At 63.3% G+C, this 24,154-nt stretch carries 24 protein-coding genes; 11 read left to right on the top strand and 13 right to left on the bottom strand.

All coding sequences use genetic code 11. The features are described from left to right. Positions 1-123: 123 nt before the first annotated feature. From CTP10_RS14420 to CTP10_RS14410, 3 genes are all read left to right on the top strand, one after another. On the top strand, positions 124-1,311 hold the full coding sequence (locus CTP10_RS14420) for a ribonucleotide-diphosphate reductase subunit beta (protein WP_116318196.1): 1,188 nt from the start codon (positions 124-126) through the stop codon (positions 1,309-1,311). A 482-nt stretch (positions 1,312-1,793) separates the two neighbouring features. Continuing rightward, entirely contained in the window at positions 1,794-3,494 is a 1,701-nt protein-coding gene (locus CTP10_RS14415) for a serine/threonine protein kinase (protein ID WP_116318195.1), read from the top strand. Next, positions 3,491-4,804, top strand: a complete 1,314-nt coding sequence (locus CTP10_RS14410; protein ID WP_116318194.1) for a hypothetical protein — start codon at positions 3,491-3,493, stop codon at positions 4,802-4,804. The genes CTP10_RS14415 and CTP10_RS14410 overlap by 4 nt, the downstream gene beginning before the upstream one ends. 119 nt (positions 4,805-4,923) lie before the next feature. Here the strand turns inward: CTP10_RS14410 and CTP10_RS41265 are convergent, their stop codons facing one another. The 4 genes from CTP10_RS41265 to CTP10_RS14390 form a co-directional block, all read right to left on the bottom strand. Continuing rightward, on the bottom strand, positions 4,924-5,139 hold the full coding sequence (locus CTP10_RS41265; RefSeq protein WP_233527987.1) for a SymE family type I addiction module toxin: 216 nt from the start codon (positions 5,137-5,139) through the stop codon (positions 4,924-4,926). 328 nt (positions 5,140-5,467) lie between these two features. Further along, positions 5,468-6,991, bottom strand: a complete 1,524-nt coding sequence (locus CTP10_RS14400) for a M81 family metallopeptidase (RefSeq protein ID WP_116318193.1) — start codon at positions 6,989-6,991, stop codon at positions 5,468-5,470. 34 nt (positions 6,992-7,025) lie between these two features. Continuing rightward, positions 7,026-8,345 (bottom strand): MFS transporter, encoded by a 1,320-nt coding sequence (locus CTP10_RS14395; RefSeq protein ID WP_233527986.1) that lies wholly within the window; start codon positions 8,343-8,345, stop codon positions 7,026-7,028. A 41-nt stretch (positions 8,346-8,386) separates the two neighbouring features. Further along, positions 8,387-9,727, bottom strand: coding sequence for a D-serine ammonia-lyase (locus tag CTP10_RS14390; RefSeq protein WP_116318192.1), 1,341 nt, complete (start codon positions 9,725-9,727; stop codon positions 8,387-8,389). A gap of 105 nt (positions 9,728-9,832) precedes the next feature. Between CTP10_RS14390 and CTP10_RS14385 the strand changes: the two genes are divergently transcribed. Then, on the top strand, positions 9,833-10,801 hold the full coding sequence (locus CTP10_RS14385; protein WP_116318191.1) for a LysR substrate-binding domain-containing protein: 969 nt from the start codon (positions 9,833-9,835) through the stop codon (positions 10,799-10,801). Positions 10,802-10,936: 135 nt separating this feature from the next. On the opposite strand, the gene CTP10_RS14380 is transcribed toward CTP10_RS14385, so the two are convergent. Next, positions 10,937-11,257, bottom strand: a complete 321-nt coding sequence (locus CTP10_RS14380; protein WP_116318190.1) for a hydroxyquinol 1,2-dioxygenase — start codon at positions 11,255-11,257, stop codon at positions 10,937-10,939. A 187-nt stretch (positions 11,258-11,444) separates the two neighbouring features. On the opposite strand from CTP10_RS14380, the gene CTP10_RS14375 reads away from it, so the two are divergent. Further along, positions 11,445-11,666 (top strand): hypothetical protein, encoded by a 222-nt coding sequence (locus CTP10_RS14375; protein WP_199414529.1) that lies wholly within the window; start codon positions 11,445-11,447, stop codon positions 11,664-11,666. Here CTP10_RS14375 and CTP10_RS14370 read toward each other — a convergent pair. After that, on the bottom strand, positions 11,635-12,765 hold the full coding sequence (locus CTP10_RS14370; protein WP_116318189.1) for a patatin-like phospholipase family protein: 1,131 nt from the start codon (positions 12,763-12,765) through the stop codon (positions 11,635-11,637). The genes CTP10_RS14375 and CTP10_RS14370 overlap by 32 nt on opposite strands. Positions 12,766-13,093: 328 nt before the next feature. Here CTP10_RS14370 and CTP10_RS14365 point away from each other — a divergent pair, with 328 nt between their 5' ends. Then, positions 13,094-13,726: a malonic semialdehyde reductase gene (locus CTP10_RS14365; RefSeq protein WP_116318188.1), complete on the top strand. Its 633-nt coding sequence runs from the start codon at positions 13,094-13,096 to the stop codon at positions 13,724-13,726. A gap of 276 nt (positions 13,727-14,002) precedes the next feature. On the opposite strand, the gene CTP10_RS14360 is transcribed toward CTP10_RS14365, so the two are convergent. Then, positions 14,003-14,428, bottom strand: a complete 426-nt coding sequence (locus tag CTP10_RS14360) for a DoxX family protein (RefSeq protein WP_116318187.1) — start codon at positions 14,426-14,428, stop codon at positions 14,003-14,005. A 160-nt stretch (positions 14,429-14,588) separates the two neighbouring features. On the opposite strand from CTP10_RS14360, the gene CTP10_RS14355 reads away from it, so the two are divergent. From CTP10_RS14355 to CTP10_RS14340, 4 genes are all read left to right on the top strand, one after another. Next, positions 14,589-15,527, top strand: coding sequence for a LysR family transcriptional regulator (locus CTP10_RS14355; RefSeq protein ID WP_116318186.1), 939 nt, complete (start codon positions 14,589-14,591; stop codon positions 15,525-15,527). Positions 15,528-15,593: 66 nt separating this feature from the next. After that, positions 15,594-16,562: a Bug family tripartite tricarboxylate transporter substrate binding protein gene (locus tag CTP10_RS14350; RefSeq protein WP_116318185.1), complete on the top strand. Its 969-nt coding sequence runs from the start codon at positions 15,594-15,596 to the stop codon at positions 16,560-16,562. A gap of 59 nt (positions 16,563-16,621) precedes the next feature. Continuing rightward, positions 16,622-17,857 (top strand): CaiB/BaiF CoA transferase family protein, encoded by a 1,236-nt coding sequence (locus CTP10_RS14345; protein ID WP_116318184.1) that lies wholly within the window; start codon positions 16,622-16,624, stop codon positions 17,855-17,857. After that, complete coding sequence (locus CTP10_RS14340; RefSeq protein ID WP_116318183.1) at positions 17,854-18,699, top strand: enoyl-CoA hydratase/isomerase family protein; 846 nt, start codon at positions 17,854-17,856, stop codon at positions 18,697-18,699. Before CTP10_RS14345 ends, CTP10_RS14340 begins: the two co-directional genes overlap by 4 nt. Before the next feature lie 103 nt (positions 18,700-18,802). Here CTP10_RS14340 and CTP10_RS14335 read toward each other — a convergent pair whose 3' ends face one another. After that, positions 18,803-19,306 (bottom strand): GNAT family N-acetyltransferase, encoded by a 504-nt coding sequence (locus CTP10_RS14335; RefSeq protein ID WP_116318182.1) that lies wholly within the window; start codon positions 19,304-19,306, stop codon positions 18,803-18,805. A 406-nt stretch (positions 19,307-19,712) separates the two neighbouring features. On the opposite strand from CTP10_RS14335, the gene CTP10_RS14330 reads away from it, so the two are divergent. Next, on the top strand, positions 19,713-19,982 hold the full coding sequence (locus CTP10_RS14330; protein WP_334223308.1) for a GNAT family N-acetyltransferase: 270 nt from the start codon (positions 19,713-19,715) through the stop codon (positions 19,980-19,982). Between the two features lie 6 nt (positions 19,983-19,988). Here the strand turns inward: CTP10_RS14330 and CTP10_RS14325 are convergent, their stop codons facing one another. From CTP10_RS14325 to CTP10_RS14305, 5 genes are all read right to left on the bottom strand, one after another. Further along, positions 19,989-20,429 (bottom strand): hypothetical protein, encoded by a 441-nt coding sequence (locus CTP10_RS14325; RefSeq protein ID WP_147316190.1) that lies wholly within the window; start codon positions 20,427-20,429, stop codon positions 19,989-19,991. Between the two features lie 17 nt (positions 20,430-20,446). Continuing rightward, positions 20,447-20,665, bottom strand: a complete 219-nt coding sequence (locus tag CTP10_RS14320; RefSeq protein ID WP_271815285.1) for an OST-HTH/LOTUS domain-containing protein — start codon at positions 20,663-20,665, stop codon at positions 20,447-20,449. Continuing rightward, entirely contained in the window at positions 20,662-21,828 is a 1,167-nt protein-coding gene (locus CTP10_RS14315) for an acyl-CoA dehydrogenase family protein (RefSeq protein ID WP_116318180.1), read from the bottom strand. Before CTP10_RS14315 ends, CTP10_RS14320 begins: the two co-directional genes overlap by 4 nt. Positions 21,829-21,948: 120 nt before the next feature. Then, complete coding sequence (locus CTP10_RS14310) at positions 21,949-22,950, bottom strand: Bug family tripartite tricarboxylate transporter substrate binding protein (protein ID WP_116318179.1); 1,002 nt, start codon at positions 22,948-22,950, stop codon at positions 21,949-21,951. A 164-nt stretch (positions 22,951-23,114) separates the two neighbouring features. Then, the gene (locus CTP10_RS14305; RefSeq protein ID WP_199414527.1) at positions 23,115-23,948 is read right to left on the bottom strand and encodes an IclR family transcriptional regulator; all 834 of its coding nucleotides are present in this window, start codon (positions 23,946-23,948) and stop codon (positions 23,115-23,117) included. Positions 23,949-24,154 lie beyond the last annotated feature (206 nt).

The raw sequence follows: 24,154 nt of genomic DNA, 5'->3' as shown, positions 1-24,154 counted from the left end.
CCCGGGGTTTGCACCCCTCTCCCGCCAGCGGGAGAGGGGCCGGGGGAGAGGGCCGGCGCCACCACAACGTGAGCCGTCATTTCTGACCACCGCGCCCCCAATCGAATCACGGAGAACCACATCATGCTGAGCTGGGACGACGATGTTCAAGCCACCCCGCAGGCCGCACCGCAGCCTGCCCTGCAACCCGCTGCATCGGCTGCCACCGCTGACCAGCAAGGCGTGCTGCCGTCGAGCGCCACGCAAGCCGGCATCCTGGGCAACAATCCCAACGCCGCCGCCGCGCAAAGCAACCGCCGCGTCAACGCCGCCGACAAGCGCGTGATCAACGGCTCGACCGACGTCAACCAGCTCGTCCCGTTCAAGTACAAGTGGGCGTGGGAAAAGTACCTGGCCGGCTGCGCCAACCACTGGATGCCGCAGGAAATCAACATGTCGCGCGATATTGCGACGTGGAAAGACCCCAACGGCCTGACCGAAGACGAGCGCCGCATCATCAAGCGCAACCTGGGCTTCTTCGTGACGGCCGACTCGCTGGCCGCCAACAACATCGTGCTGGGCACCTACCGCCAGATCACCGCGCCGGAATGCCGCCAGTACCTGCTGCGCCAGGCCTTTGAAGAGGCCATCCACACGCACGCCTACCAGTACATCGTTGAATCGCTGGGCCTGAACGAAGCCGAGATCTTCAACGCGTACCACGAAGTGCAGTCGATCCGCGACAAGGACGAGTTCCTGATCCCGTTCATCGACACGCTGACCGACCCGTCGTTCAAGACCGGCACGCCGGAAAACGACCAGAAGCTGCTGAAGTCGCTGATCGTGTTTGCCTGCATCATGGAAGGGCTGTTCTTCTATGTGGGCTTCACGCAGATCCTGGCGATGGGGCGGCAGAACAAGATGACTGGGGCTGCGGAGCAGTATCAGTACATCCTGCGGGATGAGTCACTGCACTGCAATTTTGGGATTGATTTGATTAATCAGATCAAGCTGGAGAATCCGCATCTTTGGACGGCGGAATTCAAGGCCGAAATCACGGAGCTGTTCAAGAAGGCGGTGGATCTGGAGTATCGCTATGCGGAGGACACCATGCCGCGCGGCGTGCTGGGTCTGAATGCTCCGATGTTCAAGTCGTATCTGCGGTTCATCTGCAATCGTCGTTGCCAGCAGATTGGGCTGGATCAGCTGTTCCCGAATGAGGAGAATCCGTTCCCGTGGATGTCTGAGATGATCGATCTGAAGAAGGAGAGGAACTTCTTTGAGACTCGGGTTATTGAGTATCAGACGGGCGGGGCTTTGAGCTGGGATTGAGTTTTTCTAATGATGCAAAATGGGAGCTGATGGCTCCCATTTTTTATGGCCTCGACCCAGATAAAAAGTGGCTGCAATCGGCCAGCAAGCGACCTTTTCCCGGCCCTTCGTTCGGACAGTGAGACGCACGTTCGACTCAGCAAGCAGTCATCCTTTCGTAGGGGACCAACGTCGGGCCGTCGGTCTTTGCGGACGTTAAGGCAGCACTCGGCGAATGTCCCACACCTGCTTACGAACGGTCATCGTGGTTGCCCTCGATCTGGGGGTATGGTAAGCAACGCGTATCGACCAGTCGCGACTTACTCCTGCCCTGAATGGGTGCTATCTCCCGGCGCTCTGTATTTCTGAATTTCGAAGTCCAATCTGATCTCACCGAGGCTGGAGTTGAAGCACAAGACGAAGCCCGCTAGAGACTGGTCACTGGCTTGGAAATGCATCAGAATCGGTCGAGTTACCAACGTAGCTGAAAGTAGCGGCAGAGCATGATCGAGAAACAATCATCGTGGGTCGATGACCAAACGTGGAAAACTCGTTGGGAGAAGATTGAGGAGCTCGATGGCGGAGGTCAAGGCGAAGCCTATCGCGCGCGACGTCGGTCCGACGGAAAAATCGGCTTTCTCAAGATCATCAAATCGAAGAATGTTGCTGAGCGTCGGGCTCGTTTCTTCCGTGAGGCGACCGCCTATGACAGCTTCGGCATCGACCGCATCCCGAGGCTCATAGAGAGCAACGCGCATCGACACGCAGATGACAGCGTCACACCTTTCATCGTGACCGAGTTTATCGTGGGAACGACGCTACGATCGTGGCGCGAGTCGCAGGCGTCGGTATCAATCGAGACGGCGGTGACGATCACATCGCGCCTTCTCGATATCCTTCAGGCCTGCCATGCGCAGGGGTGCGTCCATCGCGACGTAAAGCCCGACAACATCATCCTCGAGGGCGGTACTTCGGCGCGCGTCTGGTTGCTCGATTTCGGGATCAGCTATCACAATCTTGCCGACATCGACTTCCAGACCGAGCACTGGCAAGAGGTCGGCAACCGGTTCCTGCGCCTTCCCGAGTTGTCGGCCGGCAGCGTATCGAAACAAGATCCCAGGTCGGACATCTGCTTTGCTGCGGGCATCCTCTTCTATTTGCTGACCGGCGACCATCCTGATGTACTTGAAGATAGCGAGGGCCGATTACCGCACCAGCGAACGGGCGCGATGGTAAAGCTCCAGCACTGCGCATCACCCCGACTGGCTTGGCTCCTCGCTCTCTTCGATGATGCATTTGCCACCCGCATGGTGAACCGCTTCGCCAGCGTGCAAGCAATGCGCGAACGAATGGAAAGGATGATGCAAGATCAACCACCCGGCTCATCAGCGGACGAGGACCTGGCCGCGCTCCGCGAAGTGCTCGACACCAACGCCAACCGCCGCTTGACGGCAACGATCGCGAAGCTCAGTGACGCACTCGGTAAGGTGCAGCAGGTCTTCAATCAGGTGCGGCAATCCGTCGGCGGAAATCTGGCGATTAGTCAGACCGGCTGGGCCGTCACCGGCGAAGGCGGTCAAAACACGCTGTACTGGTCGCTCCCAGGGTCCACCGATCGTCTCTTGTCGGTCACCTATGAGATCGTGCCCGCTGGAGACGAGCTTCTCCTGCGCTTGTCGGGGGAGACCGTCTATCGTACCGAACTTGCCGAGCCGGTCTATGGTGATGATTTCCAGAACGCGGTCCTGACTTGGCTGGCAGCGCGGCTCCGCACAGTGCTCACCGACCCCAATGCGCTGCCACCTGAGGCAGACATCTTCCGCGAGAACAGGCCATTCGGATCGCTCGAAGCGGCTGCGGAGGAAGCCGGCCGCCGCAATCGCGCTATCCTGGCCTTCGTCTATGATCCGACGCAACCCGAGCGCGGCAAGCTCCAATGGGCGCTCGATTACTTCCTGCAGAACCGCCGCACGCGCGACATCATGAATGGGGCTTTTGTCACCGCGCTTGTGCCCCTCGCGGCCATCGCTTCCATCTCCGAGATCCTGACGCAGCAATCCATGGAGCAATCCCGTTGGGTCATCCTGGACCAACGGCTTCGCCCGCTGGAGCAGCAGGTCATCTACGCAAATCCACAGGAGGCGGAGCGGATCGTGGGGGAACTGGCCGATCGCTACGCGTTCGGATCGGGACCGTCGACATGATCTACCGGAGACGGGCTCTTCAGCGCCGCCTCGATGAGATTCGCGGGGTGCTGGATGGTGAAGCGGTCGATAAACTGGCGGAGCGTCTCAACCGGGCCGGCAAGGATCGGGTGGCGGCTATGTGGGAGTTGGTAGTGCTTCATGGCCTGTCGAAATGCGGTCACCTCCAGAATGAGGTGGCTCTGGCGTCCCAACGGCGGCCGGACATCCTGTTCAAACGGGGCACGCTGCGGATGATCGCCGATGTGACGGCGGCTTCGGACGAAGGTCTTGACAAGGACAACCCCTATGATGAACTAAGTCAACTGATCGAAGCCGCCAAGAACAAACTCAAGTTGCCCATTGGGGGGCTCGATTTGCGCGTTCGATCCAAGCACGAGAGCACGCAGCGCGGAGTCCGCACAGTGCTGCTGCTTCCGCCTCGGGGGAAATTGCAGGAGTTCGTCAGTCAGACGATCGTGCCGCAGCTTCGCGAGCAGATGACCGCTGGGAAGTATCCGCTGCGCATTTCGATCGACGATGACGATGTCGGTCTCGACATCACCATCGATCCGACCAAGTCGCCCTATAGCTCGGCCGGCTTTGCCACCTATGATGTGCCCAAGATCAAGGATCGGAATCCGCTCTATAGCGCGCTCAAGGCTAAGGCCGTGCAGCTCCGTGGCGCAGACGGTATCACTGGAGTCATCGTCGGCGACGGAGATTGCGTCTCGCTCTCGAGTCGATCGGCGAACTGGGACAGAGTGTCGACCGAACAGATCGTCGCCGAGTTCTTCCGGCAATTTTCTTCCGTCGATTTCGTGCTGCTCCTGAGCGTCAATGAAAGTCGGCACGGCGTTATACCCTACCCACCGCCGGTGCGGCAGAATGACGCGAGCCTGTTTGTTCGCGAGGGCTGCGGCGTCCAGCCCGAGTTGACTAGTCTGTTCCAGGAGATGATCAAGCACTTCCCGACGCCCGCGATGATGCCCGTCAACGGAGCGCGTCGAGCTCGCGAAGATAGTTACGATTTAGGCCATCACGGGGGCTATTCTATGTCTGGATCAAATGTAGTGCGCCTCGGCCTGCGCGAATTTACGGAGATCTTCGCGGGTCTGCGGTCACTTCAGGACAACGGCGCCAAGCATATCGAAGCCGCGCGGAAATTGCCTCAGGAGCCGAACCACTTGCAGGCCGTTGTGTTGCGCAATCTTATGGAAGGGCGCCTGCCAGAGTCGATTGAGGTAATCAAGACGGACGAGGAGGATAATGACGATTGGGTCGAGATCCGCTTCGGCAAGATAGATCCCGCCATCGCCCCTCTCCGATAACGATACTTTCTTTGCTGGACGTAGCGGCCCGGCGTATGAGCGATGTCGATCGCGGCGATTCAAAAATGGCGACTAAGGGTAGGGGCCGTCGCCGGCGCCCACCAATTTGACTGTCTACATTACCCCACCCAAATAACTATGCGCTGACGCTGAACTCTAACCTTCAGGGATTGGCCGACGCTGAATCCTGCCCGCTCCAACCAAACACCTCGCAATCGAATCCAAGGGATCGTCCGTAGACCAGTGAAGTTATTGCTTTTACCTGGAACAACCGGGAATTGTGTCCGACTAATCTTGATAGTCCGAACGTGTGTGCCAGCGGATCTGATTTTCATGGCGGCTCCTGAGAGGATGACCGCAAGCTGTCCGGGTGCGGTAAGGCCGCTGCGAGAGTGTGTTCAGCACTTGACGATGAAATAGGCTACTCAGGACCGTTGTCGCTGGCAATCACCTATAAGGACACGCCATACGCGACCGCTATGGCCTGCTCCATCGGCTAGGACGCCAAGACGTCAAACATCCACGGAAGGATTACGCAGTCGGCTGGCGGAGGAGGCCGGGCGCGTGCCGCACATGCGCGTGGCCCTGCTCATCGGATCGTCGCTGCAGCCGCAGCAGCTGCGCAGGGGTGGCGCCCAACTCGTTGATGACGTCCTGCTTCTTTCATGCGACATCGGCACCGATATCGAACTGAACCTCGTCCGACAAAGGCCAGAATTCCCCGACGAGCCTTTCACGCGGAAACGACGCAATCGCAGCCGTACTCAAGCCCTCGCTGTCGACAGAAATGATTTGCTTAGCCACCGTCCGATATCCAGCACGGAAGTGGTTGGCCCCCTTGATCGCAACGATCTTGTACCCCGTGACATCCACCCCATGCAGTGCAAACGGCTCGACATCAAAGATCTGCTCCGCACGCGAAGCCACGATGACATCGACACCATTGATGATCAGGCGACACATCGCGCCCAGGTCGAAGCGAAGGCCTTCGAACATCGCGCCGGCGCGATTCACGAACCGACCGTCCGTGATGCATTTCACATAGGCATCGGCCTCGATCGGCGCGCCCTGGAAGCGGCCTTGCTTGCCGCCCAGTGAGACCCTGATCGTGGCCCCGACACCCGCGCGCTGTGCTTGTGCGACCACGGCAGCGTCGTTGATCGACGCGAAGCAGCACGTGCCGGCGGGCGGATTGGCGTCCAGTAACGCGCGCAGCAGATGTGTGCCGTCTCCGGGTGTGCCGCCGCCCGGGTTGTCTGCGTACTCGTTGACAACGACGGGCCCCTCTGCCGCCGACAAGGCAAGGGCGACGCCCTGTGCGGGGGTCGGAAACATCGGACGGAATGCCTCGCGATGCGACCAGATCCATTGCGCGACTTCGTCGACGCAACGCTGCGCAAGCGCGGCGTCTCCGGTTGTGGTGCACACGACCGCCGGGCAGGGGGCCGCGATATCCGCGTAGGGGAAACCGTGGAACCACGAGCAGTCGATGACGCCGGGCTGTGCGGCCAGCTTCCGGCAAACGTCGTTGACTTCCGCCGGGATGAACCCGTCTTGTGTCGTCACGATGTACGGCAGCATCGGCAGGCGTCGCATTGCGGTGACCGGTGTGAGCCCGCCCCGAATCATCTCAAGCAGCAGCTCGACGGCTTCGACGCCCCGGTCATGGAAGTCGGTATGCGGATACAGCTTGCACGGCAACGTCAGGTCGCAAGCGTCGCGCATCGCGTCCGTCATGTTGCCGTGCAAATCGTAGATCGCGGCAATCGGGACACCCGGCCCGACCAGCGCACGAACGGCAAGCGCCAGATCGCCTTCGACGTCTTCAGTGCCGTCGGCGACACCGGCGCCATGCAGGGCCAGCAGCACGCCATCAACCGGCAGCGCAGCGCGAATGCCTTCGAGGATGTCTTGCTTTATGGCGGCATACGCGCCGGCTTCGATCGTGCCCGAGGGCGTCGCCTGCCCGACATAGGTGGGAATGAGCGTGGCGCCGGTCCTGCGCGCGCCTTCGATAAAGCCGCCCACCTGATGATTCGATTTGTCGAACGCCGCCAGGATTTCGTCGCCCCGATACTGCTCGAACGCGCGCAGCGGCGTCATGCCCGCGAATTCGGCGGCGTAAGTGTTGGTCTCGTGGATGAGTCCGGCAACGGCCAGGCGGACGGGCAATTGGTCTGAAGTCACGGGAATGCCTCCGGAAAGATTGTTTTGCGTGCGCTCAGCGATTGACCTTCTTTGGATCAAAGCTTAGGGCGATCAGGGCGCTGACTACAAGCGCGCCGGCGATGATAAAGATGGCCGGCGCGGTGCTGTGGTATGTGTCGCGGATCCAGCCGATCAGGTACGGGCTGACGAAGCCGCCAAGGTTCGCCAGGCTGTTGATCGCGCCGATGCACGCCGCTGCCGTTGCCCCGCCGAGGAATGCCGTCGGCAAGGTCCACATGATCGGCGAGAAGCTGATGATCCCTGCCGCCGCGATCGACAGCGAGATCACGGCGAGTACGAGATTCTGCCCCGCGAAAACGCTTGCCACGAGCCCGAAAGCGCCCACCAGCATGATGCCGGCAAGGTGCCAGCGACGCTCTCCATGCCGATCCGAACTCCGCCCCACCAGCACCATGGCCACCACGGCCACGCAATACGGAATCGCGCTGAGCAGGCCGATCTGCACGCCACTGACCGCCCCTGCATCCTTGATCAGCGTGGGCAGGTAGAAGCCGAGTGTGTACAACGCCATCATCGCGGGAAACGTCATCAGGATGATCTTGCAGATCCGCATGTCGCGCAGGATGCCGGTCAGTGGCATGTGTTCCCGGCCATGATCATCCTGCGCGATATCGTTCTCGATCAACTGCCGTTGCGCGGGTGTCAGCCATTTGGCGTCCTTGACGCGATCCGTCAGGATCCACAGCACGCCGATGGCCAGCGGGATCGTCGGCAGGGCTTCGAGCACAAACACCCATTGCCAGCCGGCGTGACCACCGACCAGGTGAAAGCGCTCCAGGATCCAGCCCGACAAAGGGCTGCCGAGCAAGCCGGCGATTGGAATGCCCGCCTGGAATATGGCCGTGACCTTGGCGCGGCGGCGATTCGGAAACCAGTACGTCAGATAGAGGATCACGCCTGGGTAGAAGCCGGCTTCGGCGACGCCGAGCAGGAAGCGAACCGTGTAGAACTGCCACGGTGTAGCGACAAATGCCATGAGTCCGGAGAGCAAGCCCCAGGAGATCATGATGCGGGCAATCCAGAGTCGGGCCCCGACACGATGCATGATGAGGTTGCTCGGCACCTCGAACAGCATGTAGCCGATAAAGAACAGCCCCGCGCCGAGCCCATAAGCTGCCTCGCTGAATTGCAGGTCGGCCAGCATGTTGAGCTTGGCGATGCCGATATTCACGCGATCGAGATACGCGACGACGTAGCACAGCATCAGGAACGGGATGAAGCGCATGGCGACCTTGCGGTAGGTGGCGTCTTCAAATGCGTAAGTCTCAGTCTGCCCCCGAACATCGGGCGATAGCATGGCGTGCTGGTCCATGGAAGTGTCTCCTTTTATTGTTGGGGGCGACGACAAGAGGGTCAGGCTGCCTGTTGCATTGCGCCAGAAGCATGTCCGGCCAGCGCTGCGGCGTAATCCTGGAACCGGCGAAGCTCCTCGGGCGGGACAAGCGAGCCACCGGTGGCCCAGATCACATGCGTGGCGTCGCGCATGTCCAATCCGTGATCCCGCACATATGCTTGGCCTTCGGGTGAGCCACGCAGCCAGCCCGGGCCTCCGATGCCGGCCGCCGCTGAAGGTTCGACTTCCACGCCCATCGACGTCTTGAGCGCGAGCAACTGAACGTAGAGTCGATCGTCGGGGACGGTGAACACGCCGGCGAGTTGGGAGGCCATCAACGGGCTGACCAGATGGGACGCCTGGCCGACGGCGAGGCCATCGGCGTCGGTCCGGTTATCCAGGCCGATGTCGTAGACGGATACGGGTGTTTGCGCACCTGAGGCCAACTGCACCAGTACGCACGGCGAGGCCACGGGCTCGGCGAAGAAGCAGTGCACATGTTCGCCGAACAATGCCTTGAGCCCGTAAGTGATACCACCGGGTGCGCCGCCGACACCGCAGGGCAGATAGACGAAGAGCGGATGCGCGGCATCGACGGGGCGGCCGGCTTCGGCAAGTTGGCGCGCCAGGTGGCGTGCTGCGGCGGCATATCCGAAGAAGAGCATGGCGGAGCGCTCGTCATCCACAAAATGGCAGCGTGGCGCCGCCAGCGCCTGCTCTCGGCCCGCTGCCACGGCTTGCGCGTAGTCGCCTTCATGTTCCACCACGCGCACGCCGCGTTTGCGCAGGCGGTCCTTCTTCCACGCCTTGGCGTCCGCGGACATATGCACAACCGCATCGAACCCGAGCGCAGCCGCCATCACGCCGATGCTCAGGCCTAGGTTGCCGGTGCTGCCGACCGTCACCGAGTATTGCGAGAACAGCGCGCGCGCCGCCCCCGTCGCCAGCACACGGCGATCACCGTCGGGTTCGAGGATGCCGTGTTCGATCGCGATTGATTCGGCTATTGCCAGCACTTCATGGAAGCCGCCGCGCGCCTTGATGGAGCCGGCAATCGGCAACTCGTCGTCACGCTTGATGAACCATGCGCCCTCTGCGCCATCGTTGCCGGCAATCGCGTCTTGAAGTGCGGTGGCGGGCATCAGTTGCGATTCCACCTGGCCATCACCTGGCGCCAGTTCTGGAAACAGCGTCGCCATGAGCGGCGCACAGCGCGCAAGACGCGCCTCGGCCGATGCAATGAGATCCGTCGATGGGGCGGAAGCCGGCAGGGGTTGCCCCAACCCCGGATTCAGCCAAAGCAGCGCCTGTCTCGATTGAAGTCTTGCTAATAGATCGCAGTTGAACGGCGTGGAGGCCATCACGTCCTTCTCCAAGGAGTTTCTCTATGGACAGTGATCGTAGCCGCGGCAGTCGTGCAAAAATAGCGATCGTTTCTAACGCATGCATTAGTCAGGCTAATACGTATGCAGCTCGATTCCTCTGTTCTCGGGGCGCTGCGGTGTTTCGAAGCCGCGGGGCGCCTGCTGAGCTTCACCAAGGCCGCCGAATCGCTGAGCCTCACCCAAAGCGCGGTGAGCCAGCAGATCCGCCATCTGGAAGACCGTCTCGGCTACGTTCTTTTCGTGCGCCAGCCGCGCAACCTGAAACTGACGCCAAAGGGCGAGGCGCTGTTCGAGACGACGACACGTGCGCTGCATGAGATCCAGCAGACGATCCAGCGACTCGGCCTGCCAAACGCGCCTTTGCAGGTCAATTGCCTGCCGTCGTTTGCGCTGCAATGGCTGATGCCGCGCCTGACCGACTTTCACCGCGAGCAGCCGGATGTGTCCGTGCGCCTGAAAGCCGAGTTCCAGTCGCTGGACAGGCAATCAATGGACGCGGAAGACATTGACGTGGCAGTGCGTTACGACCCGGTCCGCTACAGCCAGTTGCACGCTGACGTCTTGCTGGATGAGTACCTGATTCCTGTAGCCACGCCCGAGTACCTCGCCCGGCATCCTGGGTTATCTGATGGCGCTTCGCTCGACGGCGTCGTGTTGCTGCATGACGCATCACCATGGGTCGGCGCAGCCGAGTTCGTGGAATGGCGCACATGGCTTGAAGCGTTTCACCCGGCATGGATTGCGCATCTGGAGGGGCCGCAGTTCAATCTGTCGAGCCTTGCCATCAGCGCGGCGTTGAACCACCAGGGGGTGGCAATGGGGCGTACGGCGCTGGTCTATGACGAGATCAGGAGCGGACGGCTGGTGAATGTCTTCGGCCAGCGCGTACGCGCGCCGGCGCGGTACATGCTGCTTTCTCGTAATCCTGAGGATCGGCGCACGGCCATATTCTCGACGTGGCTCAAGGCGGAGTGTGCGCGCTTTGATGCTGCGAGGATGGAGTTGCTTTTGATGAACGAGGTATCGCGGGGGGCCAGCAAGGGGCGTTGATTCGAGACCCGTCGATCCGCAGCAGGCGTTACGTTGTGCTGCGCGTAGCGACGGGGGCACGCCTGCGGCAAAACCTTGATGCCCGCCGTACTGCTGGAGGCGGGCATCATTGTGATCCGACTGATGAGCAGCGCGTTACACCAGCGCGCCATCAAGATAGGGATCGACGTTGCGAGCAGGCGCGTCCGAAGGCCACTTCTGGTCCAGGCCAGCCACAAAGCGGGCGCCGTCGTAATACGGATCCACATTGCGCGCACCGTCGACATACGGGCTGCGCGGCTCCTGCACCGAACGGGCACCTTCTGTGTACGGGTCACGTGCATCGCTGACCGAACGGGCGCCATCGGTGAACGGGTCGCGTGCGCCGATGTGCGACAGGCCTGCGGCTTGTGCACCGGCGGCAGCGGCAACCAGGGCGATAGCGAGAACAAAGCGCTTGGTGATGTTGGTAGTCATGATCGATTTCCTTTAGCAATGAGTAGGTTTGAGGTCCGGCGGAGTTGCAACTCGCCGCCTGGCCTTGGAAAGCATTAAAGGAAACTGGTGTATCTCGCCTGTAAAGCTTGCCTGCCCGGTTTGTCGGGTCAAGTGTCATCGCCGCGGCGCGATACAGAACGGTACAAACGGTTTCGAGGCGTTCAAGGTGGCAGATTTCGATCCGGCCGCAGGCGACCGGGAGCCAGCGCGCCTGCTGGAGGAAGCCGCGCGCCTGATCGCAGCGGACACTGCGGCCGTGTCGGCGCAGACGGCGGCAGCAGCGAGCCGCGCTGCCACGCTCGGCTACGTCCTGATGTTCGCGGCGTTCGTCTGCGGGCTGGCCGGCGCGATGCTGTTCAACCACACCCATCCGGCATCTCCGTGCTGACCCGATGCACGGCAATCCCCTCGATCGGATCCAGCGGCTCGCGCCATGGGGCACGCTCCAGTGCGCGTTGCGTGTCCTGGTATCCGGCCATCCAGCGGCGCTCGATCCCGCAAGTGGAGAAGTCGATATCGCGGTGCATGTCATTGCCGTCAAGTTGCGGCGCGTCGAGCTCGACCACATGCATGGTCGTTCCACACCCCCAGCCGAGCAGTTCCTGCACGTCGGCATGCATGCGTTCGCTTTCGGGGATGTGCTTGCCCAGTTCGCGGCTCACATGCCGCAGGCGGTGGATCTGCCGCTGCCGCTCCAGGTGGGATTCCGCCCGGCTGGAATACTGGATATCCCGCAGCCGGCTCATCACCTGCCAGATGGAGTCGGGCTCCGGGCCGCTGGCGGGCCAAAGCTGCACGGCGAAGATCAGCGAGCTGTGGCGCGGGCGGTCATCGAGAATCGCTTCCAGCGGCGTGTTCGAATAGATGCCGCCGTCCCAGTGTTCGCCCTCGACCTGTACGGAAGGGAAGCCGGGAGGGAATGCCGCCGAAGCCATCACGTGATCAATATTCAGCGGCGTGTCGCGGTTGGTGAAGTAGCGCATGCGACCGCTGCGGACACTGACCGTGCCGACCGTCAGCCTTGTCTGCCTGGCATTCAGGTAGTCAAAGTCGATCAGCCGCGCCAAGGTTGCGCGCAGTGGCGAAGTCGAGTAGAACGCCGCCCTGCCGAGGCCGACAGTGGCGCGTACGCCGAGCCACCACGCATCGGGGCTTGGGGTGAAGAACGAGGGAATGCCCCGGGTTGTGACCGACAGCACCCGCAGCCAGTCCTCGATCTGTCGAAAGCCGGCGCTCCCTTCGGCAGCGCCGCGATAGGCAACGCCGTCCCAGAATTGCTTGAGCCGGGAGAGCCGCTGCTCCGGCGGATTGCCGGCGATGATGGCCCCGTTGATTGCCCCGATCGAGGTGCCGATCACCCATTCCGGCTCGAGACCCGCCTCATGCAGGGCCTGATAGACGCCCACCTGGTAGGCGCCGAGTGCGCCACCGCCTTGCAGTACCAGCACGACCTGGCCCGGTAGTTCCGCGAACGGCGCTCCCAGCATGCGCGGGGCTGGCGGCTGGTGCTTTTGCGTTCTCGCCCATTTGCTCCCCCAATCTGTCGTGGCACAGGGACGCCAACTGTTCGCCAGTATCGCCCTGCGTATCAGGGCCGGCAATCGCCACCTGGAGCGGATCGCGGCGGGTCTTGCCCGGGAGTGGCGCCTCAGACACCGGAGCCCTGCGCCAGCCGGCGCTTACCGCAAGTCCTTCGGGTCTATGCAGCATCCGGCGCCGCGACATCGCAGCGGCGCGAGGCGTTACCTATGCTGGACAGAAGCGGCGATCCGGTCGGGCAGCCGCGTGGTTCCATCCCACTTCAAGGAGACAACCGTGGACAAGCGCTTGAGTGAAGAAGGCATGGATCTGATCTTTCGGGAGGCTCGCACGCACAGCGCGTGGCTGAACAAGCCCGTGAGCGACGAGACCCTGCGGCAGCTCTATGACTTGATGAAATGGGGGCCGACCAGCGCCAACTGCTGTCCCGCACGCATTCTGTTCCTGCGTACCCCCGAGGCCAAGCAGCGCCTGCTGCCTGCGCTGGCGCCGGGCAATGTGGAAAAGACCATGGCCGCGCCTGTCACCGCCATCATCGCCTATGACATCAAGTTCTACGAACTCCTGCCGAAGCTGTTTCCGCATGCGGACGCACGCTCATGGTTCACCGACACGCCGGAACTCGCGCTCACCACCGCAAGGCGGAACAGTTCCCTGCAGGGCGCGTACTTTATGATTGCGGCCCGCTCGCTGGGGCTCGACTGCGGGCCGATGTCCGGCTTCGACAGCACCAAAGTCGATCATGAATTCTTTCCCGCGGACCCCAAGGAGAATGCCTTCCAGCTCGAATATTTCCCGGACAGCCATGTGAAATCGAACTTTCTGTGCAATCTGGGTTATGGCGACCCTGCCAAACTGTTTCCGCGCAGCCCCCGCCTGGAATTCGACGAGGCATGCAAACTGCTCTGAAGCCGTTGGTACCGCACGTCCGGGCGCGGCGCGAGCGTGGCACTGGGCCGCGCCGGTTCACCCGGCATCAAGCGCCCTGTCCGGGTTGGTGCGCCAGTCAGGCTGGCCGCAAGTCCTGCAGCAGCGGCGGCACAGATCAGGCACCGTGGGATGGATGTGCATCTGACAGACTTTTGAGCACTGCGGGCAGCTCAGGACGGATTCGAGGCTGACGTCGCGCATCGCGTATCCCCGCCGAAAGGCAGCCGGGTTGCCCGAGAGTGTGGCCCGCGCCGATCAACGATCCGACAAGCCCATGACACGCCGCCGAATCAGCCAGTCAATCGAGAACCTGCCCGCGCTGCGCGCCAGCAGGACCAGCAGCATTGCCGCCCACTGGAGATGCGTGGGCCATGCCTGCGGATAGACGAATATCTCGATCACCGTCGTCATGCCGAGCAGTATCAGCGCCACGGGCCGGGTTGCCAGGCCCAGCACCAGCAGGACAGGCGCCACCAGTTCGATGGACACTGACAGGTAGGCGGCCAGTTCCGGCGGTACCAGTGGCACCCGGTATTCCTGCCGGAAGAGTTCGACAGCCGTCTCCCAGTTTGCCAGCTTGGTCATGGCCGAATTCCAGAAGATGGTGGCAACGGCAAGTCGCAATTGGGCGCCGCGGTCGAGGCGACTGTGTCTGCCGAGGATTGCGCAAACCGCTTTCATCGCGCCGCAGGACCCCTATGGCTGTAAGGGCAGGCGGGGCATCGATCTGATTGCCATCGACGCTTGCGAGGCTACGTGGGAGATTTATATTGTCTGCGCCATTCGATAGTCGGAGAATCGGCATCGCCCCCGCAACGCGCTCACCTGAGCGCCGACCATCGTGACGTCCACCGCCCCTTTGCGCACACCCCGCCTCCACTTCGACCTGACCACCATCCAACTCTTCATCGCCGTAGCTGACCAGGGCAGCATTACCCGAGGGGCGGAGCGCCTGCATCTGGCTGCGGCAGCGGCATCGCGCCGGATCCTCGAACTGGAATCGCAACTTGGTGTCTCCCTGTTCGAACGCCTCCCTCACGGCATGGCCCTGACCGAAGCCGGCCGCGCACTGTTAGCCCATGCCCGCGGCATCACCCACACCGTCCAGCGCATGCAGGACGACGCCGCCTCCTTCATCGGCGGCGATCTCGGCGTAGTCCGCGTAGCCGCCCCCAAATCCGCCGTCATCCAGTTTCTCCCCTTCGACATCCAACGCTGTGCCACCGACTGCCCCGGCGTCCGCATCGACCTGCAGGAAATGAACAGCCTGGAAGTCCAGCAATCGCTGCGCCGCGGCACCGTGGATATCGGCATCTACGAAGGCAGCCTCGGCGTAGTCGACCTGCCGACCAAGCCCTACCGGACCGACAAGCTGGTGCTGGTGGTTGCGCGCGGCCATGCGCTGGCCAAACGCAAGCAGGTCACCTCGGAAGACGTGCTCGACTGCGACCTGATCGTCCTCGGCGAAAGTTCGGCCATTTCCATCGGCCTTGAACGTCTGGCCGAGGAAGCCGGCCGCGTGCTGCATATGCGCATGCGCGTCGGCGGCTTCGACAGCATCGCCGCGCTGGTGGCCCAGAACCTGGGCGGCGGCGTGATGCCGGAGGCGATTGCGCGCGAGGTGGCAGGGGGCAGCCGCTTCGTGCGGCTACCGATTGCGGAAGACTGGGCGCAACGCCAATTCGTCCTGTGCCACCGGCCCCATGGCGCACTTTCCTCCGCCGCGCTCAGCGTTCTGCAAGTGCTTGCGCAAAACGCGAAACCAGAATCCCAAAAATAGCGATAGCCCGCGGCGGGCGCATTGCGGATGATGGCTCCATAACGATTAGTACTACGGAGACACGCAATGCAGCGCAGACAATTCATCCTGGCCGCAGCGGCCGGACTGGCGATGCCCGGCCTGGCGCGCGCCGCCGCTGACGTGCATGGGCCGGTGCGCATCGTGGTGGGTTTTGCCCCCGGTGGCGGCACTGACGTGCTGGCGCGCGTGATCGGGCAGAAGCTCGGGGTCATGTGGAATACCAGCGTGCTGGTGGAAAACAAGCCCGGCGCGACCGGCGCGATCGCCGCCGCGTATGTGGCCAAGCAGCCGGCTGACGGCACCACATTGCTGATGGCGCACGTCAACAGCCATGCGATCGCCCCGGCGCTGCTGGACGTCAAGTACGACCCGCGCACAGATTTCACCCCGATTTCGATGGTGGGCGTCACGCCCAATATGCTCACCTGCCGTCCGGAACAGAAGGTGCGGACCGTTTCGGACATCGTGGCCCTGTGCCGGCAGAAGCCCGGGAAGATTTCCTTCGGTTCGTCCGGCATCGGCTCGGCGCAGCACCTGGCGCTGGAGATGTTCCGGATGCAGGCCAAGATCGATGTGGTGCACGTCCCGTACAAGGGCTCGGGTCCGCTGGTGGCGGACCTGATCGGCGGCCAGATCGACTATGCGTTCGACACCATGACGGCCGCCACGCCCTTTATCCAGCAGGGCAAGGTGATCGCGATCGCGCAGACGCGGCTCAAGCGCGCGGCCAGCCATCCCAATGTGCCGACGCTGGCGGAGTCGGGCTTCCCCGGCCTGGACGCCGCGTCGTGGTACGGCCTGGTGGGGCCCAAGGGCATGCCGCCGGCGCTGGTGCAGCGCATGAACGCGGACGTCAACCGCGTGCTGGCGATGCCCGACGTGGCCGAGCGGCTCAAGAGCTTTGGCGCCGAGGATTCCGGCGGCACGAACCAGCAGTTCGGCGCCTTCATCGCGTCCGAGTCCACCAAGTGGGCCAAGGTCGTGAAGGACGCCGGCGTGAAGGCCGAGAGCTGATGGCGCAGAGCCGTCGCGCCCACGTACGCTGAATTATCGAATTTCCCAGGAAGCACCCGATGACCGATTTCACCGATTCCCGCGCGCAAGCGCCTGCCACCAAACTGCCGCTGTCCGGCGTGCGCGTGCTCGACGTCAGCCAGGTCATGGCCGGGCCCTATGCCTGCATGTTGCTGGCCGACCTCGGCGCCGACGTGATCAAGATCGAACCGCCCCAGGGCGGCGACCAGACGCGTGGCTCGATGGGGTTCAAGATGAAGGGCCCGGACAGCATGGGCTTCCTCAACATGAACCGCAACAAGCGCAGCGTCACGCTGGACCTGAAGACCGAGTCCGGCCGGCAGGTGCTCTATCGCATGGCGGAAACGGCTGACATCCTGGTGGAGAACTACCGCCCCGGCGTGATGAAGCGCCTGGGGATCGACTACGAGACGCTCGCCAAGATCAATCCGAAGCTGGTCTACTGCAGCATCTCGGGCTTCGGCCAGAGCGGGCCGTGGGCCGGGCGGCCGGGCTTCGACCTGATGGCGCAGGCGATGTCGGGCGTGATGAGCGTCACCGGCTACCCCGGCGGCGCGCCGGTGAAGGCTGGCGTGCCGGTGGCCGATATCGGCTGCGCGCTGTTCGCGACCTACGGCATGCTGTCGGCCTATATCGGTGCCAAGGAGACAGGGAAGGGGCAGTATGTCGATGCTTCGCTGTTCGATTCCGCGCTGGCGTTCTCGGTATGGGACACCTGCGAGTACTGGGGCACCGGCCGCGAGCCCGAGCCGCTGGGCACGGCCAACCGCATGAGCGCGCCTTACCAGGCGATGAAGGCCGCCGACGGCTACTTTGTGATGGGCGCCACCAACCAGAAGCTGTGGCAGCTGTTGTGCAACACGCTCGACCGGCAAGACCTGCTGGCGGATGAGCGCTTTGCCACCGTGGCGCTGCGGCTGGCCAACCGGCAGCCATTGATTGCCACGCTGGAAGAGAGTTTCGCGATGCAGACCGCAGACTACTGGATTGAACAGCTGCTCGAAGTCGGTATCCCGGCTGGTCCCATCCTGACCTATCCGCAGGCCTTCGACAGCGAGCATGGCCGTCACCGCCAGATGCGTATCGAGATCGATCATCCGATCGAGGGCAAGGTGCCCAATATCGGCTTCGCGGTGAAGATGGGCGGCACGCCGCAGCAGGTACGCCGTCCGCCGCCGTTGCTGGGCCAGCATACGGAAGAGATCCTGGCCGAGCTGGGCCTGTCGAAGGACGAACAGCAGTCGCTGGCCGCGGCCGGCGCGTTCGGCGCATGAGTGCCGCGCAGCCGCCGGGAGGCGGTCAATCCGGGTCGAGCCAGCGGGAAGACGGCGCTGGCAGTGACGGGCAAGTCCGACTCACGGTGCAGGGGCAGGTCGCGACGCTGACGTTCGACCGCCCGGCCGCGCGCAATGCGATGACGTGGGCGATGTACGAGCAACTCGCCACGCACTGCCGCGCGCTCGCAGCCGATGGCAGCGCGGGCGTGCGCGTGGTGGTGTTGCGCGGCGAAGGCGGGGAGGCCTTTGTCGCGGGCACTGACATCGCGCAGTTCCGGCAATTCTCGAGTGGCGATGACGGGGTGGCCTACGAAGCGCGCATCGACGAAGGCATCCGCCTGGTCGAACAGCTGCCGATGCCGACCGTGGCCGTCATCGAGGGCTGGGCGGTGGGCGGCGGACTGGCCATCGCGACCGCCTGTGATTTCCGCGTGGCGACGCCGAAGGCCCGGTTCGGCGTGCCGATTGCCAGGACGCTCGGCAATACGCTGTCGGCGCTGAACCTCGCCAAGCTGCGCGCGGCGTGGGGCTTGCAACCGGTGCGGCGCATGCTGCTGCTGGCGCAGATCCTGGATGCCGATGCGGCGTTGGCGTGCGGATTCCTGGAAGGCGTCTATGCTGTCGAGTCGCTGGAGAGCGAGGTCGCTGCGCTATGCAACCGGCTCGCCGCGCTGGCGCCTGTTACGCAAACGGTTGTCAAGGAAGCACTGCGGCGGCAGACCGTGGAGGCGGTGGCCGATACCGATGATCTTGTGCGCTTGTGCTACGGGAGCGCAGACTTCCGGGAAGGGGTGGAGGCATTTGTAGGCCGGCGCCAGCCGGACTGGAAGGGGCGCTAAATGTGCTGGCTGGCCCGGTGCGAATAATGATTCGCACCGGGCCATTGTCGTTTGCCATCAAGCGGCTTCCATGGCCTCGGCAGCATCCGGCTGTGCGTGTGCTTTACCGCACTGGCACTTCATAAATCAGCCGCACATATTTCGGGGCAGGCTGGCTGTCCACTACCACGCCGCCCATCGCCTCCGGAATTCGCCGGCTTGCCCAATTCTCTTCCGCCACCGGATAGATGAACCGCGACGGCTGCAGGGCAGCCATCGCCCAGTCCTTCACCGCCAGCACGGCCTCCATTCCATAGCCGTGGCCGTGGGCGTCTTCCCGGATCCAGATGCCGAATTCCGGCGCGGGGGTATCAGCATGATGCAGCCCGGCCAGTCCGAGGAATTGGCTGTCACTCGCGCGGCGGATGGTAAAGACAAAATCCGATCCGTCGTCCATGGCCGGCAGCCACGCTTGCCAGACGTCGCGGAATGCTGCCGGAGATGGGGAGGGTTCCCATTCCATATAGCGGGCCAGGGTTGGCGTGATGCAACGCCAAGCTTCGTCGGCATCGGCGCCGGAGAAGGGGATCAACGCGAGGCGTGCCGAGTGGATCAATGGTGCGGACATGGCGGTCTCGGTAGGGGGCAGGCACCTTCATTATTGCGCACAGGAATCCGTTCGGCCGGTGTACGCCGGCGATGCGCGGTGGCATGATGTCGCTGGCCGACAGCGATTTCCAATCGGACCGTCACCTATGCAGCCATCGAGAAAGCCGTTGGTGCATCCAGGGCGCAATCCCAAGCCTTATGAGCCACGTCCCTTCCATCCGTCCTTTGGTCGCCAGCGATATCGAGCATGTCGCAGCGATTCATCAAGCCGCATTTCCGCGGCAACTGGAATCACTGCTCTGGATATCCTGCAACGCTGCCGCCTATCCACGTATCCGTTACTTTGTCGCAGTTGAAGACGGGAGGCTCGTCGGCTACATCCAGTGGACTGAGAAAGCGGCTTCCGGGAGGAAGTTGTCCTCGAGCTGGAACAAATGGCGGTGCTTCCCGAGAACAGAGGCAGGGGCATTGCGCACGCGCTTATCGGGCAGTCATTGCCACAGGTCGCTCGTGAGCTTGAGAAGCGCGGAGCAAGGATCAAAGGCGTGATGGTCACGACGCGGACGGACAATGTGGCGCAACGGATCTATGCGTCGACGTTGGGCGCGGTAACGAAGGCTGTGATTCCTGATCTGTATTCGGCAGACGAGGCAATCATGATCGCGCTGTCGCCGGACTTCGGCGGTCAACGGTAATTCGGGTCACGCCTCAAGCTTGCCGGCTCGAGCAACGCCACCCGAATTCTCCGCCTGTGCCTTGCCTTGTGCCGAAGAGGGCGTTGCAAGCACGGACATATAGTCCCGCAAGACCACGGTGAAATCGACATCCTTGGAGTCGTATCGCTTGACTTTTGGGCGAACATATTCCCCGCCCGTTCCTTGCCACGATGCTGCACGAAGGCCGACATTGCCACCTGCGGAAAGACATGGGCGTCCTTCAATGCCGTGGACAAGCGCACGTAGAGCTGGATTTCGTCTTGACGCATGAACGGCGAGCGGCGCGCAAAGGCGAAACCCTTTGCGGAGCTGTCGTTGCCTCTTGCCCTCAATATTTGAAGCGCAATCAGAAGAATTGCGACGATGAATGCCAGAACGAAAATTGTCTTCATGCGACCCCTGCGAGATTGTTCCTGTAGTTGTCATGCCAGCTCGTTTGCCGTCTAGCCTTCCTGACCATCAGGCTTCGACCTCAGGCTGACCCAGAAGCCCGTACCGTTCAATTGGTTCAGGACCAGGTCCGGATAGGTACGGATCATGTCCGAAAGATTGGCGTGGCCAGGCACCTTGGGCGAGAAGGCCGGATCCGTGCGTTTCATGTAATGACCTAAAGCGCCGAGTCCAACCCAGCCATCAGGCGCGTCGCCCGCAAGCAAAGTCACTGTCCCAGCACCCCCTCCCGCGCCTGCATCGTCCGCTTGGCAATGTTCAGCTGGTGGATCTGCGTGGTTCCCTCATACAAGCGGAACAACCGCACGTCGCGATAGAACCGCTCCGCCACGGTACGCGCCATATAGCCGCTCCCGCCAAAGATCTGCACCGCGCGATCCGCCACGCGTCCGCACATTTCAGAAGCGAACAGCTTGCACATCGATGCCTCCATGGTCACGTCCTCGCCGTTGTCGCGGCGGCGGGCGGTCTCCAGTACCAGCGCCCGCGCGGCGTGGATGTCGGTGTTGCTGTCGGCAATCATTTGCTGAACCAGCTGGTAATCGGCGATCGGCTTGCCGAACTGCCGCCGCTGGCTGGCGTAGCGCACCATCTCGTCCACCAGGCGGATAGCGGGGCCGATGCACAGGCCAGCCAGGTTGATGCGCTGCTTGTTGAGCGCCTTCATCGCGGTCTTGAAGCCGACGCCAGGCTGGCCGCCGACAATGGCGGTAGCCGGCACGCGACAGTCATGCAGGTAGACGTCGCCCACCGGGGAACCGTGCTGGCCCATCTTGCGTTCCGGCTCGCCGGTGCTGATGCCGGGCGTGCCGCGTTCGATCAGGAAGGCGCTGATGCCGTGCGCGCCGGGGGTATCGGAGTCGGTGCGGGCGAACACGGTGAACAGGTCGGCGATCGGTGCGTTGGTGATGAAGCATTTGCTGCCGTTCAGCACGTAATGGTCACCGTCGCGCCGGGCCGACGTCTGCAGCGCGGTAGCGTCGGATCCGGCCTCGGGCTCGGTCAGCGCGAAGCAGCCGGTCAGCTCGCCCGATGCAAGCCGTGGCAGGTAGCGCGTCTTCTGCGCTTCGGTGCCGTCAACGACCAGCGACTCGGAAGCGATGCCGGTGTTGCCACCGAAGCGCGCTCGGAAGACGGTGGCGGCCTGCGAGACTTCGATGTTGATGAGCGTCAGTTCTTCGGACGTCAGCCCCGCGCCGCCGTAGGCTTCGGGGATGCTGTGTCCGAACAATCCGAGTTGTCGCATGGCGTCGACCACTGTTTCAGGGATGACGTCGTCGCGGTCGATGTCGGATTCGAGCGGGATGCAGGTGTCGAGGACGAACTGGCGGAGGTCGGCAAGCAGGGCTTGCATGCGGGCGGCGTCGCGGATCATGGGAGCGTCAGGTGGGTAGGTGTCTGGGAAGGAGCGGGATGTGTCTTGCCTTGTGGACGACAGGTGCGACAGGTGCGACAGGTGCGACAGGTGCGACAGGTGCGACAGGTGCGACAGGTGCTATTGGCCGGTGATGCCGGCGGTTTTCAGCACGCGGGTCCACTTCTGCGACTCGCTGTCCAGATAGCGGTCGAAGGCAGGTGCGGATTGCGGGGCCACGTCCATGCCTAGGTCGGCCAGGCGCCTGACCACGGCGGGATCGCTGGCGGCCTGCGCCGCGGCGTCGGCCAGCTTGCGCACGACGGCATCGGGCGTGGCGTGAGGCGCGACCAGTCCGAACCACGCGCCTACTTCATAGCCGGGCAGGCGCGCAACTTCGGCAACCGTCGGAACGTCTGGCAACGCTGCGGACCGTTTGGCGGAAGTCACGGCGAGTGCACGCAGCTTGCCGCTCTGGACCTGCTGGCGGGCGATTGCCGCAGTCAGCGCCATCATCGACACGCGCGCACCCAGCACGTCCGTCAGCGCCTCGGGCTGGCCCTTGTATGGCACATGGGTCAGCTTGACCTCGGTCATTTGCGCGAGCAGTTCGCCGGAGAGGTGGTTGGAGGTACCGACGCCGGCGCTGGCGTAGGTCAGCACACCGGGCTGGCTGCGCGCGGCGTCAAGCAATTCGGGCAGGCTGCGCAGGCGCGACGATGCCGGGACCACGATCACGTTGGGCACCACGCCAAAGCCGGCAACCGCGCGAAAGTCGCGTGCGCCTTTCCAGGCGGTCGCGCCGTTGAGCAGCGGCCCGACCACGTGGCTGGGACTGACGGCGAGCAGCGTATAGCCGTCCGGTGCGGCCTTGGCGGCGACGTCGGTGCCGATGGCGCCGCCCGCGCCGGTGCGGTTCTCGACGATGACAGGCTGGCGCAGCACCTGGGCCATGCGCTCGGCGGTGACGCGGGTGACGGTGTCGACCACGCCGCCGGCCGAGAACGGCACGATGATGCGAATAGGGTGGCCGGGGAACCTGTCGGCGCTGTCGGCGGCGCCAAAGGCCACGGCCGGCGCGAGCGCGGCGCAGCCGAACATGGCGGCCAGCAGGCGCCGGCGCGCTGTTTGAGTGGGTTGCATCTTGTCTCCTGGTCTGGGGGATGTCCCCGATAGTCCCGATAAGGCCGCGGTCTCGCCGGATCGCTTGGTGCCTCCTTGCTACAACTGCCGCGGCGTCGTCAACGCTACTGTCTCGTTCGATACCCGCTTGTCGTCATCGCTTGTCGTCACCGCTTGTCGTCACCTCAACGCGCGCACGCCAGCTCGATCTGCCTGACGCCTTCGCGCAACTTCTGCGCGACCGTGCGCGCAAGCATGTCGTCACGGTCGCGCGCGGCGGCGACGGTGCAATTCAGCGCGAACGGGTCTTCATGCAGCGACTGCCGGATCGGCACGGCAATCGCATGGATGTCCGTCCGCCATTCGCCGCGGCTCAGGCAATAGCCATGCGCCGCAAAGTGCGCCTGCTCCGCGGTCCACATCGGCTTCTCCCGCGCAAAGCGCTCGGCATCTTCCACGCGCAGCCGGTTCAGCACCGCGGCGCGTTCTTCCGCCCCGCACGCCAGCAGCACGGCGCGGCCGATCGACGTGGACAGCAAGGGCCGCGTACTGCCGATGTCGGGCTGGTACACGTTGCCCGGATCGACACGGCAGCTGTCCACGTACACCACCGTCAGCCGCTCGCGCATTCCCAGGTTCACCGTGCACCCGGTTTCGCGGGCGATGGCTTCCATATATGGCCGCGCGATCTGGCGGATGGCCAGCCCGGCAAGCATCGGATATGCCAGCGCCAGCACGCCCGCGCCGAGCCGGTACTTCTGGTTGCCCGGCACCCGGCTCAGGAAGCCAAGCAGGCTGAGCGTGTACGTCAGGCGTGACACCGTCGCCTTGGGCAGTCCGGTCCGCGCCACGATGTCCTGATTGCCCAGGACCGGGCTGCCCGGCGTGAACGCCCGCAGCACATCCAGTCCGCGTGCCAGGTTGGTGGCGAACTGGCGATCGGTAGAGAGTTCGTCGGCGCTGGCAAGGCCGGGCAGTGGAGGGCGTTCCATGTCTGGCGGCGGTCTGTTGGCATTCATGCTCGGATCCGTAAGGGGGGTGCGTCAATGTTGTAGCACGACGGTTCCGCACAGCGAAACCGTGCTTGCGCCTGGCGCGCGGGGCTGTCAGTTTGGATCGCAGCAACCTGCGCCCAACCCGAAACGAAGAGACAGATCCCATGCCGAACGCGTCACCCGACCACGCCGCCCCGACGGCAACGCCTTGCAACCCCCACACCGATGCC

It is taken from the genome of Cupriavidus sp. P-10 (genome assembly GCF_003402535.2).
GTDB lineage: Bacteria > Pseudomonadota > Gammaproteobacteria > Burkholderiales > Burkholderiaceae > Cupriavidus.
This window is presented reverse-complemented; position numbering and strand designations above follow the sequence as displayed.